Raw genomic sequence first — 12,473 nt, forward strand, 5'->3', positions numbered from 1 at the left:
AAAGGATCTTCACATGAGTGCCTCCAAGGTGTTCCAGGGCTTCGCCGAGGCCGTGGCGCGGTGGTCGGGCCGTCCGGCGGCGTTCGGGCTGGCGGTGCTGGTGGTCGCGGCCTGGGCGGTCACGGGCCCGATATTCCACTTCGGCGACACCTGGCAGCTGGTCATCAACACCGGTACCACCATCGTCACCTTCCTGATGGTGTTCCTGATCCAGAACACCCAGAACCGCGACTCGGTGGCCCTGCAGATCAAGCTGGACGAGCTGATTCGAAGCTCGGCGGCGCATAACGCGTTGCTGAACCTGGAGGAGCTGGACGACGTCGCCCTGGACCGCATCCGCCGTCACTATTGCCGGCTGGCCCACGACGCCGCGGTCACGGCCGTGGACGATATCGAGCGCGAACTGAAGAAAATAGAGGACGAAGGGGCCTGAGCGCGGGACGCGGTCAGGCCATGTGTTCCCGCCGGTCGCGTGGCAGGTGGCTCACCAGGAACTCCATCTGGTCGGCCAGGATGTTGCGGTTGGACAGGATCAGGTGCTCCACCCAGCTGGGGCGGTAGGGCACGGCCAGCAGCGGCATGTTGGCCTGCTGCGGGGTGCGGTTGGCCTTTTTCAGGTTGCAGGCCAGGCAAGCGCTGACCACGTTTTCCCAGGTGTCCTTGCCGCGCTTGGAGATCGGCAGCACGTGGTCGCGGGTCAGCTCGCCGCGGCTGAAACGGTCGCCGCAGTACATGCAGATGTATCGGTCGCGGGCGAACAGGGCGGTGTTGGTGAGCGCGGGGGCGGGATCGATCGCGTGGTCCCGGCAATGCCCGGTGCTGGCGATGATCGGGTGCAGGGACAACTTGCTCTGCGTGCCGCTGGCGCGGTTATGGCCGCCGTGCACGGTGAGGCAGGGGTCGCCAAGCGTCCAGGCGACGGCGTCGCGAACGTAGAGGCAAACCGCCTCCTGCCAGCTGATCCAGTCGAGAATTCGGCCAGCGGCATCCAGCGAAAGCACGCGGGTCGAATGGAGATCGACAACGCGGCTGGGTACTTCCATCAGCATGCAAAACCGTCCTTCAACCAATGCGAATGAACGTTCGGGCGATGCAACGAAGCTTTGGAGCCTGCCTGCCTCCGCGCACGGAACAGGCTCTATTCGCTTGAGCATAGACCATATCCATGACAGAACACACGCAAATGATTGTCGCGGCAGGGAGAACCGGGTCCGGGAAGGGGGTTCGCGGGGCGCGCCGGGCGCTGATATAGTGTTCGTTCATCTGTAACCCGGGGCCGGGTTTGGGAGGGGGAGCCTGGGTGGCGACCCCGGCACGGCAGGGAGAGGTATCAAAGTGGCTGAAGTTCTTTTCTACGAGCGTCCCGTTCCGCTCAACCGCAACGACCACAAGGATCTGCGCATCAGGCCGATCCCGAACCTGAAGTTCGCCAAGACCGTGCACTCGGTCCCGCTGACCGGCGTGGAATTCCCCGCTGCGGCGCGCGACCTGCCGATCCTGTTCGGTGGCCAGTCGGCGGAAGACGCCGGCCCGATGGCCCTGCTGGGCCTGCGCCAGAACGAGAACCTGTTCGTCGACGCCGACGGCGTGTGGGAACAGAACATCTACATCCCGGCCTTCGTGCGCCGCTATCCGTTCGTGCTGGCCGAGAAGCCGGCGGGTGCGGAAGGCGATGACTTCACCGTATTCCTCGACGAAGCCTACGAAGGCTTCGGCACCACCGACGGCGACCGCCTCTTCAAGGAAGACGGCAGCGACACCGAGATGCTGGCCAATGCCGTGCGTTTCCTCGGCGAATTCCAGCAGCACGTGACGCGCACGCAGTGGTTCATGGAGCAGCTGCGCAAGCACGACCTGCTTGAGCCGCGCAACATCCGCCTGGAAAAGGACGGCAAGGCCATCAATCTCAATGGCCTGTTCGTGGTCAGCGAAGAGAAGCTGCGCCAGCTCGACGAAAAGACCTCGCTGGAATTCCTGCGCGAGGGCGTGTTCGGCTGGATCTACGCGCACCTGCTCTCGCTGAGCAACATCGACCGCGTGTCGCAGCGGCTCAGCCAGCGCGAGCAGGCCGAAGAAGCCACTGCCGCGATCAAGAACTGACGTTCCCGTCGCCGCGGCATCGAAAGGTGCCGCGGCGTCGTGCCCGTGGTGCGCAAGGCACCGCGTTGCCGCCTCGCCTCCGCGATGCGGTCCTCACATCTTCCAAGCATGCGCAAGCGATATGCTGATTCCGCGCGGGACCTCGGCGCCCTTGGACTGGACGCAGCAGCGCTTCCGCGGTTTCCCCATGGGACACCGGCATGTCGGAGCAGAACAAGCGAGTCGTTCTGGACTATGTGGATGCGTTCAATCGCGGCGATCTCGACGCGGTGTGCGCGCTGTTCGCCGCGGATGCACTGATCCACGGCGCCCTCGGCTGGGGCGGCCTCGATATCGCCAGGCCGCTTTGGGGTGAGCTGATGCGCTGCTTCCAGGTAAGCCTGGAAGTCGACGGCATGGTCGCCGAAGGCGATACGGTTGCCGTGCGCTATACCGAACGTGGCCGGTCGGTGGATTCGTTCCAGGGTGGGCCGGTTACCGGGCGAGACTACGAAATGGTCGCGATGGAATGGTTCGCCGTGAGGGAAGGCCACATCGAGCGCCGCTGGGGCGCACGCGATGCCGCGACGATGTTTCGACAACTGGGCTTGCCGTTGAGCTAGCGCGCCGGATCAGCCTGCCTTTCGTACCGGAGGCTGGGACGCCAATCCGCGCCGCGCCCTTCCGGCGTGCAGTCGAGCAGGTTCCACAGCGGCCAGATCGGATCGACGTGCCGCGGATCCTGGCCAGGCTCCGATGGCACGAACATCAGCTCGCTGCACCACGTGTGATGGATGCGGCCATCGCGCCGCGTGAACACGTTGAGCGCAGGCATCTGCCGGCCGTCGGCGGTTTCGCCGTGGTAGTCGGTGTTGTACGTGTTGTGCGCGGACGACAGCAGGCGCAGGTGACGCCAGCCGCGTTCGCGCGCGAAATGGCGGATGTGCTGGATCGGCGACTTCGCCACCACGGCGACATTGATACGCTGGCGCAGATGGGGCATTTCGCCGTCGAGTGCATCGAGGATGGACGAGCATGAAGGGCAGGGCTGCGCCATCGCCGGACCGAACATGAAACTATAGACGGCCAAACTGTTCTTGCCGTCTTCGAACAGGTCGGAAAGCCGCACTCGCCGTTCGACATCGGTATCGACAGGTGTGTCGCCTTCATCGTCGAAGAAATAATCGACCGGTACTTCGCCACCAAGAGGCAGGGCACGTCGCAGTGCGGCGACGCCTTCCACCTGGCGACGCAGTTCTATTTCCGCATGCAGCAGGCGATCGCGTGCAACACGGTAGGCGAGGCTTTCCCCGGGAAATCGCACGGTATGCAACGGCTGGCTCATGGCACTCCACCTCGTGCAGCGGCCGCGCGCGCCGCGGTCATGCGCCCCCGTGCGTAGCGCTGCGTGTCAGCGGACGGGCTTGGCCAGGCGCAGCAGGTCGGCGGCGTAGCCGGCGCTTTCGTAGATCGCCCGCGCCCGTTCGTTGCCGGGGAATACCGCCAGCGTCACCAGATGGCAGCGATGTTCCCGCGCCCAGCTTTCGGCATGCTCGAGCAAGGCGCGACCCACGCCGCGGCCCTCGTGTTGCTGCGCCACGGCGACGTCCGAGATGTGGCAGTTGCTGCGGCCGGTGAAGTAATCCTGCGTCTTCTGCAGATGGATGAAACCCACCGGTTCACCGTCGTCGTCCTCGGCCACGAACAGGAAGCTGTTGGCGGGTTGATCGTCGAGGTGGTGGCGCAGGTCGTTGCGGATACCCTCGATGCATTCGTGGCGCCTTCGCCACGGCGGCAGGGTGAAATCCACGAAGCGGGGCACCAGGCCAAGGATGAAGTCGTCATCGTCATCGGCGAGGCGGATCAGGTACGTGGCATCGCTCATGCGGGCTGACCGGACTAGCGAGAGGGTTTGCCGTTTTTACACCCGCCGCGGGTCGGCGGGTAGTACCTGGATGCCATGCAGGATCGGTGGGAGCGCACCCTGTGCGCGACGAGGCGGAGATTTGTCCCGCACGGATGAGATGCCTTGGGACAGGGTATTTCGCCTTGGCCGCAAGCGGTTTGACGGTCACCCACCTCGGCGGTCGCGCACAGGGCGCGCTCCCACAGGGCTTGGCCGCAAAAAAAGGCCCTCTCGGTGAGAGGGCCTTTTGTCATCAGGCGATGGCGGGGAGGGTGTCCACGCCGGCCTCGATGGCCGCCTTGTGCATCAGGCATCGCGGCAGGATGCGCGCGAAGTAGAACTTCGCCGTGTCGCGCTTGGCCTGCTTGAACGACTCCTGCTGGCTGCTGCCGGCGAGCGCGGCCACGTTGCGCGCCCACATGTAGGCGAGCGTGATGTAGCCGGAGTAATACAGGTAGTCACTGGCGGCGGCACCGAGCTCTTCCGGGTTGGCCATCACGCGCTGGGCCACCGAAAGCGTGAGATCCGCCCATTCCTTGGTGTAGGTGGCCAGCGGAGCGATCAGGCCGGCGAGCGCCGGGTCCTGCAGGTGCTGCTGGCAGAACGCCTGGATTTCCTTGGCGAAGATCTTGAAGCCCGCGCCCTGCAGCTGGAGGATCTTTCGACCCAGCAGGTCGGCCGCCTGGATGCCGGTGGTGCCTTCGTACAGCGTGATGATGCGGGCGTCGCGCACGAACTGCTCCACGCCGTTCTCGCCGATGTAGCCGTGGCCGCCGTATACCTGCAGTGCTTCCTTGGTGCATTCCTGCGCCAGTTCCGTCACCACGCCCTTGGCGATCGGGATGAGGAAGGCGACCAGGTCGCTGGCGGCCTTGCGCGTGGCTTCGTCGGCGCCGCGTGCTTCAATGTCGGTCTGCAGCGAGGTGTACAGCAGCAGCGTGCGCGAAGCTTCCACCAGGGCGCGCTGGGTCAGCAGCATGCGGCGCACGTCCGGCTGCACCAGCAGGTTGTCGGCCGGCTTCTCGGGGAACTTCACGCCCGACAGCGAACGACCCTGCAGGCGCTCGCGCGCGTAGTTGAGGCTGTTCTGCAGCGCACGCTCGGACAGTGCCAGGCCTTGCACGCCCACGCCCAGGCGCGCGGCATTCATCATGGTGAACATCGCCGCCAGGCCCTTGTGCGGTTGGCCGATCAGGTAACCCTCGGCGGCGTCGAAGTTCATCACGCAGGTGGCCGAGCCCTTCAGGCCCATCTTGTGCTCGATGGCGCCGGCGGCGACGCGGTTGCGCTCGCCCACCGAACCATCGGCGTTCACCTTGAACTTCGGCACGATGAACATCGAGATGCCACGGCTGCCGGCCGGTGCGTCGGGCAGGCGGGCCAGCACGAGGTGGATGATGTTCTCGGCCAGGTCATGCTCGCCGGCGCTGATGAAGATCTTGGTGCCGGTGATCTGGTAGCTGCCGTTCTCACCCGGTTCGGCGCGCGTCTTGAGCAAGCCCAGGTCCGAACCGGCCTGCGGCTCGGTGAGGCACATGGTGCCGGTCCAGCGGCCTTCCACGATGGGCTTGAGGTAGGTGTGCTGCTGCTCTTCGGTGCCGTGCACCTCCATCGCGTGGCAGGCGCCTTCGGACAGCAGCGGGTACAGGCTCCACGACAGGTTGCCCGACTGGAAGATTTCGGTGGTGGCCGTGCCCATCACGTTCGGCAGGCCCTGGCCGCCGAAATGCTCGGCCTGGGTCAGGCCGGTCCAGCCGCCCTCGGCGAAGGCCTTGAAGGCTTCCTTGAAGCCCTTGGGCGTGGTCACGGTCTGCGTGGCCTTGTCGTAGACGCAGCCTTCCTGGTCGCCGCTGGCATTGAACGGCGCGAGCACGGCTTCGCTCAGGCGACCGGCTTCCTCCAGCACGGCGTCCAGCAGGTCGCGCGTGTGGCCATCACCACCCTGCAGCTTGGTGAGAACGGCTTCGGCGCCAAGCACGTCGAAAAGGGCAAAGCGCTGGTCGTCGAGGGGGGCCTTGTAGATCGTCATGGCGAAGTTCCTTCGTTGGTGATGCGGGCGCGGTGTTCAGCGCCAGGTGTTAGGGATGCCCGGCACCGGCGAGAGCCAGTCGTTGCCGTGGAAAGTGAAATCGCGCGCCTTGTCTTCCTGTTCCGGCTTGGCGTGCGCATTGCCGTTGACGCTGTAGGGCACGCTGCCGGCGCTGCCCTTGGCCGCCGCGGTCTTCAGCGTGGCCGTCATCTCAGGGGTGGGGAGCACGTCGATCTGGGTGACGTCGGCGGCGAACGGCGGGATGTCCAGGTCGAAGCGGCTGTGCAGGCGTACCGGCACCAGTTCCGCCACCTTCAGTTCGCCGTCGAGCGAGCTGAAATCCATGCTGCCGTAGCTGTTGTTCTGGATGCGCACGGTAAGGCGCCACTGGCCGTCCGGCCGCGTGGTCATCTCCTGGATGCTCACGGTAGGCGGAAACACGCTCTTCTTCGGCGGGCCGCAAGCCACCAGGCCAGCCACCAGAGCACCGAGCGCTACACCACGAAGCAGTCGTCCCATGGGTTCACCTCAAACGATTGTTTGAATCTTAGCAGGATGACCTTGCCCTCTGTCACGGGGGCATCCATACGCCTGGCGATCTCATCCGGTATGCGATCACGCGGGTGTGACGGCGGTGCGGGAGGTTCCCATGGCGCATCGCAACAGGCATCATCGCGGGCTCTCCCACCCGAATTCAGCCTGCCCATGACCCGACGTATCGTTGCCCGCCGCTCTCCCATCCATGGCAATGGCGTTTTCGCCGTCGCCCCGATCAAGAAGGGCGAGGAGATCATCGAATACAAGGGCACGCTGATGACCCACGTCGAAGCCGACACGATGTACGGCGACGGTGGCGAGACGGGCCATACCTTCCTGTTCACGCTCAACGACTATTACCTGATCGACGCCAACCGCAAGGGCAACACGGCGCGCTGGATCAACCACAGCTGCGATCCCAACTGCCAGGCGCTGATCGAGGAAGCCGAAAACGGCGATCCGCGCAAGGACCGCGTGCTGATCGAAGCCATCCGCAACATCAAGCCCGGCGAAGAGCTGACCTACGACTACGGCATCACGCTGGACGTGCCGCACACCGCACGCCTCAAGAAGCTGTGGAAGTGCCTGTGCGGCTCGAAGAACTGTACGGGTACGTTGTTGAAGTCCAAGCGCTGAGCAATCACCGCCGCATACCTTGTAGGAGCGCACCTGTGCGCGACCGCCGGGCTGAAATCTGCTACGCCGCGCGGTTCTCGCGCGGCGTTTGTTTTATACGCTGATGCGCTGGCATGGGCGAAGACGGGATGCATGGGTTATCCCACGCCGCGATCGCGCACTGGGTGCGCTCCTACAGAGGTTGGGGTTTTGCCGTGAGCGGCGTACTTCCGTATCACTGTAGGAGCGCACCCAGTGCGCGACCGCAGAGGTGAGGATTATCTCGTTGGGAGGTTGTCGCAGCCACGGCCGGCGACGGTCGCGGGCTGGGGCGGCGCCCCGGGTGCGCCCCTACAGAGGTAGGTGGCTCCGTCGCGAGCACCCGCCCCTCACCCCGGCCCTCTCCTCGCTCCTCAAAGCCGCGGCCGTCCATGGCCGCTCTCCGCGTGCCCCGGAGGGGAGAGGGAGAACGCATGGCGGCATCAAGATTCCCTCGCCGTTAAACGAAGCTGCTTTAAGCCCTCTCCGCTACGGCGAGTTGCGGTGCAGCGGCTCCGTTTGAGGTAGTAACGAGCGCATCCCGGCTAGCCTGGGTCGTCAGGCTCTATTCCTCATATCGCTACGAGCCTTGGCTCTGAAGGCCGTTTTCTTTGGGTTACTTTTGACGCGAAGCTAATCCCGTCGGACTTTGACTCCGGGCGTTCCGCCCTCCGCCCTTCCTCGCTCCTCAAAGCCGGCGCCATCCATGGCGCCTCCCCGCGTGCGGGCCGGCTTCGCCGTTCGCACGCAAAGAACGCGTGCGTGGGCCAGCAAAAGAAAAGTGACTCGAGCGTCCCACAGGGACTAGCTTCGCGTCGTAAGCGGCAATCTAGCGAAAGCACGGCAACCGAAGGGCGCAAGCGCTTCAGTAAAGCTGAAAAAACGTGAAGACTGGAGCGAAAGGCTGTCGCGCACAAGGTGCGCTCCTACAGTTGAGAGGGTGGATTAGTGAGAGCGTGATCTAGTGATAGCGGGACCTAGGCGTCGCGCTTGTCAGCGGGATAGTCGATGGCGACGATCTCCACCGTGAGGTCTCCCGCCGGGCGCTGCCAAACGACCTCGTCGCCTACGCGTGCGCCCAGCAATGCCGCGGCCAGCGGCGACACGTAGCTCACCAGCCCGTGCTCCACGTCGGCTTCGTCCTCGCCGACGATGCGGTAGCGTGCCTGGCCTTCATCGCTGTCCACGATCACCAGTGCGCCGAAAGCCACGCGGTCGTGCGGCTGCTGCGACAGGTCCACCTCGATGGCGCTGCTCACCCGCGCATTGAGCCAGCGCAGTTCGCGCTCGAGAGCGGCCAGTTCGCTCTGCTGCGGCAAGGTATCCGCGGCGACGCGCAGCGCGTCGCGCCGTTCGCGCGCGGCGATCAGCCGTTCGCGCAGCTGTGCGAGTCCGCGTGGCGTCACATAGTTGGCGTGTTCGCTCAGCGGGATGTCCGGAAGCCTGTCGCCAGCGGACTCGTCCGCGTCCTTGACGAAGGAGCGGCTCATATCGTGCCTCCCGCGCCGGGACTGCCGGCGCACATGCATAGGTAGGACATGGCGGCGTCGCGGCCGCGCATCAAGCGGTGCGCGCCGTCCCGACGTGCATGGCATCTGCCACACACGTCGACTGGCGCGTGCGGATCAGTCTTCTTCCACGTGAGGCTTCCAGGCCTCGGCAAGTTGCTTCTGTACCGGCAGCGGCACGGCTTCGTAATGGCTGAGATCCAGGCTGTAGCGACCGCGGCCGCCGGTCATCGCCTTGAGCTCGGTGGGATAATCGGTGAGTTCGGCCAGCGGCGCCTGCGCCTTGATCACCAGTTCGCCGCCACGCAGCGTATCGGTGCCGAGGATGCGCGCACGCTTGCCGGCGAGGCCGCCGGTGACGTCGCCCACGTTCGCCTCGGGAATCGCCACTTCGACGTCGACGATGGGTTCGAGCACGATCGGGCGCGCCTTGCTCACCGCATCGAGAAAGGCCTTCTTGCCGGCGCTGATGAAAGCCACCTCTTTCGAATCCACCGGATGGTACTTGCCGTCGTACACGGTGACGCGCAGGTCCTGGATCGGGTAGCCGGCGATCGCGCCCGACTCCATCGCCTGGCGCACGCCCTTTTCGATGGCCGGCAGGAACTGGTTCGGAATCACGCCGCCCTTGACCTCATCAACGAATTCGAAACCGGCCCCGCGCTCCAGCGGTTCCACGCGCAGGAACACTTCACCGAACTGTCCCGCACCGCCGGTCTGTTTCTTGTGACGGTGATGGCCGTCGGCTCGGCTGGCGATGGTCTCGCGGTAGGCGATGCGTGGCGGGTGCGTATTCACCTCCACGCCATAGCGCTCGCGCATGCGTTCCAGCATCACTTTCAGGTGCAGGTCGGAAAGGCCGCGCACGACCGTCTCGTTGAGTTCCTTGTGGTGCTCCACGCGAAAGCACGGATCCTCTTCGGCCAGTCGCACCAACGCCTGCGAGAGTTTCTGCTCCTGGCCCTTGTGGCTTGGTTCCAGCGCCAGGCCGAACATCGGTTGCGGAAAACGCATCGGCGCGAGATGGATGCGGTCTTCGTCGTGCGAGTCGTGCAGCACGGCGTCGAAGTGGATTTCCTCGACCTTGGCGACGGCGGCGATGTCGCCCGGAATCGCCTGTTCGATCTCGTCGTGGTTCTTGCCGCGCAGGCGGAACAGGTGGCCCACCTTGAACGGCTTCTTGCTGTCGTCGATGTAGAGCTGCGTGTCGCGACGGATCGTGCCTTGCCACACGCGGAAGATGCCGAGCTTGCCGACGAACGGATCGTTGACGATCTTGAAGACGTCGGCGATCACATGCTGCGTGGGGTCGGCGTTGACGGTGATGAGCTCGTCCTCGCCGTTGCGGAAGGGCGGCGGGTTGCCCTCGTTGGGATTGGGCAGCAGGCGGTCGGCCAGCTCAAGGAATTCCTTCACGCCTACGCCGGTGCGAGCGCTGACGAAGCAGATGGGCACGAGGTGGCCTTCGCGCAGGCATTGCTCGAAGGCGTCGTGCAGTTCCTGCGGACTCAGTTCCTCTTCGCCGGCATCGAGATAGTGGCCCATGACCGATTCGTTGATCTCCACCACCTGATCGAGGATGCGCTGGTGCGCTTCGGCCAGCGAGGAGAAATCGGTGGCGCCATCGCCGTGGAAGAAACAATCGAGCACCGCCTTGCCGCCATCGGCAGGCAGGTTCACGGGCAGGCATTGGGTGCCGAATTCGTCGCGCAAGGCATCGACCAGCGCGGCGAGGCGCGCACCTTCGACGTCGATGCGGTTGATCACCAGCACGCGCGCGAGGCGGCGTTCGTCGGCGCGCTCCATCATGCGGCGCGTGCCGTATTCGATGCCGTTGGACGCGTTGACCACGATGGCCACGGTTTCCACGGCGGCGAAGGCGGACAGCGTGGGGCCGCGGAAATCCGCATAGCCCGAGGTATCGATGAGGTTGACGTGGCTGTTGCCGAAGGGGACGGCGGCGATGGCAGTGTCGATGGAATGGCCGCGCGCCTTTTCCTGGGTATCGGTATCCGATTGCGTGGTGCCGCGCTCCACCGACCCTTGGGTCTGGATGACGCCGCCGGCGTGCAGCAGGGCCTCGAACAGCGTGGTCTTGCCGCTGCCGGCGTGACCGGCGAGCGCGATGTTGCGGATGTTTTCCGTGTGCGTGCCTGTCTGGATATTCATCGCGATCCCCGCCGGAAGCTGTTTGCCCGCAAGACAAGGAAGAGTGAGGAAGCGTATGTCGATACGCGACCGAGCGATGACGCAGGATGGCGGGCAAACAGATCCGGCCCGAAGGGTTGCCCCGCCAGTGCGGGCATGCGGCCGCGCGTGGCTTGACCATGGCGCCACCATGGCCTGCGCCCCGCACGATCACCTGCCCGCGCTGGCGGGGCAACGGGGATTGCGATGAATGTCCAGACAGGCACTAACACGATGCGACCCTCCCATGGCTGGGCGCGGAATCGTGCCGACGATGACCTGCGGCGCCGCACGAAGCCGCGCAAGCGGCTGACGATGGCGGGCCGTCATGGTCGTCCAGGCGTGCAGGACGCGGGGGCGGTCATGGCGGATACGGCCGGAGAGGCCGTTTGACTAGGGTTTCCCCAATGCCTCGAAGGGTCAAGTTGCAGTGCGGGGAAGAGGGAACCCGACGGCGCGCAGCTTGTCACCTGAAGTCTCCCCTCGCATGGCAGGAAGGAACCTGGCCATGCGGTTGTTCCGCCCCAAGAAGGGAATCCCCCATCGAACGTACCGAGCAGGTCGAACATCATCGCTGGATGCCGCCCGGGCCGTCGACTCGCGGATTGGCGCCCCTCGATGGCCCCACGCGCGCGCTGTTGCACCAGATGCGCTGGCGCCAGGCGCCGCCCGATCGGGGGCGCCGCCGGGTGGCGCTCGCCCTCGTGCTGGCATTGCATGTGTTGTTCGCGCTGCTGACCTGGCATGAGCTGCGGCTGCGTGCGCTTGAGGAGACCCACGCTGGCCGGCGGGACGCGCTGCAGGTGCGCCTGATCCCCGCGGCGGCGCCGGCAGCGCCGTCCGCGGTGCCGGAGATGGCGCCACCACCGCCACCACCACCGCCCAAGCCTGTCGTGCGCGAGCCGCCGGCGAAACAGGCGATGACCGTGACCTTGCCCGGGCCGCCACCGGCGCCGCCCGCCACGGTGGCGACAGCGCCGCAGCTCTACGACGCCACCGGTGAGCCGAAGCTGCCCGCCTCCGCCACGAGCGCACCGGCAACGCCCGCTCCCGGTTACGTGCAGCGCACGCCGCAGGGCGATACCCAGGTGATGAAGCACGACAGCCCGATCACCTACCAGGCGACGCGTTTCGACAAGGATTGGAACGATGGCGCGAGTTCCGTCGACGATGCGCTGAAGCGTGCGGTGGACAAGACCACGGTGACACATACGTTCCACATCGCGCCCGGCGTGCGCATCCACTGTGCGGTCGCGCTGGCCGCGCTCGCGGGTGGTTGCGGCGGCGATCCGCCGCCGAAGCCCACGAGCAAGAGCGCCGACATGCGCCTCAACATGGCACCCGCCAATCCGCTGGTGCCCGATATGCCCGCGCCGAAGGGGCCGAGCGTGGAGGAATGCATCGCCATCTATCGCGCGGACAAGCCGCTGCCGCAGGGCTGTCCTGTCGACACGCCCACGCGTGCCGTCGATGCCGAGATGCGCGAGCACTCGCAACCTCCCGCCCATCCTGCAGGCCATTGAGCGCCGATAGGGCGCCGTAACATGCCCGGCCCACACAGAATGTCGGCGGT

The 12,473-nt window shown here is 65.6% G+C and carries 12 protein-coding genes; 5 read left to right on the forward strand and 7 right to left on the reverse strand.

The window, feature by feature from the left end; genetic code table 11:
• Positions 1 to 13: 13 nt before the first annotated feature.
• The gene (locus CA260_RS04265; protein WP_111981173.1) at positions 14 to 433 is read left to right on the forward strand and encodes a low affinity iron permease family protein; all 420 of its coding nucleotides are present in this window, start codon (positions 14 to 16) and stop codon (positions 431 to 433) included.
• Positions 434 to 446: 13 nt separating this feature from the next.
• On the opposite strand, the gene CA260_RS04270 is transcribed toward CA260_RS04265, so the two are convergent.
• Positions 447 to 1,049 carry an HNH endonuclease gene (locus CA260_RS04270; RefSeq protein ID WP_111981174.1) on the reverse strand — a complete coding sequence of 201 codons (603 nt, stop codon included), beginning with the start codon at positions 1,047 to 1,049 and terminating at the stop codon, positions 447 to 449.
• 286 nt (positions 1,050 to 1,335) lie between these two features.
• On the opposite strand from CA260_RS04270, the gene CA260_RS04275 reads away from it, so the two are divergent.
• Together CA260_RS04275 and CA260_RS04280 are read left to right on the forward strand one after the other, a co-directional pair.
• Positions 1,336 to 2,100: a SapC family protein gene (locus tag CA260_RS04275; protein ID WP_111981175.1), complete on the forward strand. Its 765-nt coding sequence runs from the start codon at positions 1,336 to 1,338 to the stop codon at positions 2,098 to 2,100.
• A 200-nt stretch (positions 2,101 to 2,300) separates the two neighbouring features.
• Positions 2,301 to 2,702, forward strand: coding sequence for an ester cyclase (locus CA260_RS04280; RefSeq protein WP_111981176.1), 402 nt, complete (start codon positions 2,301 to 2,303; stop codon positions 2,700 to 2,702).
• Here the strand turns inward: CA260_RS04280 and CA260_RS04285 are convergent.
• The 4 genes from CA260_RS04285 to CA260_RS04300 form a co-directional block, all read right to left on the reverse strand.
• Positions 2,699 to 3,424, reverse strand: a complete 726-nt coding sequence (locus CA260_RS04285) for a DUF899 family protein (RefSeq protein WP_111981177.1) — start codon at positions 3,422 to 3,424, stop codon at positions 2,699 to 2,701. The genes CA260_RS04280 and CA260_RS04285 overlap by 4 nt on opposite strands.
• A 66-nt stretch (positions 3,425 to 3,490) precedes the next feature.
• Positions 3,491 to 3,964 carry a GNAT family N-acetyltransferase gene (locus tag CA260_RS04290; protein ID WP_111981178.1) on the reverse strand — a complete coding sequence of 158 codons (474 nt, stop codon included), beginning with the start codon at positions 3,962 to 3,964 and terminating at the stop codon, positions 3,491 to 3,493.
• 274 nt (positions 3,965 to 4,238) lie between these two features.
• Positions 4,239 to 6,014, reverse strand: coding sequence for an acyl-CoA dehydrogenase C-terminal domain-containing protein (locus CA260_RS04295; protein WP_111981179.1), 1,776 nt, complete (start codon positions 6,012 to 6,014; stop codon positions 4,239 to 4,241).
• Between the two features lie 36 nt (positions 6,015 to 6,050).
• Positions 6,051 to 6,533, reverse strand: coding sequence for a hypothetical protein (locus CA260_RS04300; protein ID WP_111981180.1), 483 nt, complete (start codon positions 6,531 to 6,533; stop codon positions 6,051 to 6,053).
• Between the two features lie 186 nt (positions 6,534 to 6,719).
• On the opposite strand from CA260_RS04300, the gene CA260_RS04305 reads away from it, so the two are divergent.
• Entirely contained in the window at positions 6,720 to 7,187 is a 468-nt protein-coding gene (locus CA260_RS04305) for an SET domain-containing protein (protein WP_111981181.1), read from the forward strand.
• Between the two features lie 995 nt (positions 7,188 to 8,182).
• On the opposite strand, the gene CA260_RS04310 is transcribed toward CA260_RS04305, so the two are convergent.
• Both CA260_RS04310 and fusA read right to left on the reverse strand, forming a co-directional pair.
• Positions 8,183 to 8,695, reverse strand: coding sequence for a GreA/GreB family elongation factor (locus CA260_RS04310; protein WP_111981182.1), 513 nt, complete (start codon positions 8,693 to 8,695; stop codon positions 8,183 to 8,185).
• Positions 8,696 to 8,830: 135 nt separating this feature from the next.
• The gene (fusA, locus tag CA260_RS04315) at positions 8,831 to 10,882 is read right to left on the reverse strand and encodes an elongation factor G (protein ID WP_111981183.1); all 2,052 of its coding nucleotides are present in this window, start codon (positions 10,880 to 10,882) and stop codon (positions 8,831 to 8,833) included.
• Between the two features lie 623 nt (positions 10,883 to 11,505).
• Between fusA and CA260_RS04320 the strand changes: the two genes are divergently transcribed.
• On the forward strand, positions 11,506 to 12,423 hold the full coding sequence (locus tag CA260_RS04320; RefSeq protein WP_238149607.1) for a hypothetical protein: 918 nt from the start codon (positions 11,506 to 11,508) through the stop codon (positions 12,421 to 12,423).
• Positions 12,424 to 12,473 lie beyond the last annotated feature (50 nt).

Source organism: Dyella jiangningensis, from assembly GCF_003264855.1.
GTDB lineage: Bacteria > Pseudomonadota > Gammaproteobacteria > Xanthomonadales > Rhodanobacteraceae > Dyella > Dyella jiangningensis_C.

Coding starts and splice junctions, on each gene's coding strand:
- CA260_RS04265 (WP_111981173.1), top strand. CDS start 14: ATGAGTGCCTCCAAGGTGTTCCAGGGCTTCGCCGAGGCCGTGGCGCGG.
- CA260_RS04270 (WP_111981174.1), bottom strand. CDS start 1,049: ATGCTGATGGAAGTACCCAGCCGCGTTGTCGATCTCCATTCGACCCGC.
- CA260_RS04280 (WP_111981176.1), top strand. CDS start 2,301: ATGTCGGAGCAGAACAAGCGAGTCGTTCTGGACTATGTGGATGCGTTC.
- CA260_RS04285 (WP_111981177.1), bottom strand. CDS start 3,424: ATGAGCCAGCCGTTGCATACCGTGCGATTTCCCGGGGAAAGCCTCGCC.
- CA260_RS04290 (WP_111981178.1), bottom strand. CDS start 3,964: ATGAGCGATGCCACGTACCTGATCCGCCTCGCCGATGACGATGACGAC.
- CA260_RS04295 (WP_111981179.1), bottom strand. CDS start 6,014: ATGACGATCTACAAGGCCCCCCTCGACGACCAGCGCTTTGCCCTTTTC.
- CA260_RS04300 (WP_111981180.1), bottom strand. CDS start 6,533: ATGGGACGACTGCTTCGTGGTGTAGCGCTCGGTGCTCTGGTGGCTGGC.
- CA260_RS04305 (WP_111981181.1), top strand. CDS start 6,720: ATGACCCGACGTATCGTTGCCCGCCGCTCTCCCATCCATGGCAATGGC.
- CA260_RS04310 (WP_111981182.1), bottom strand. CDS start 8,695: ATGAGCCGCTCCTTCGTCAAGGACGCGGACGAGTCCGCTGGCGACAGG.
- fusA (WP_111981183.1), bottom strand. CDS start 10,882: ATGAATATCCAGACAGGCACGCACACGGAAAACATCCGCAACATCGCG.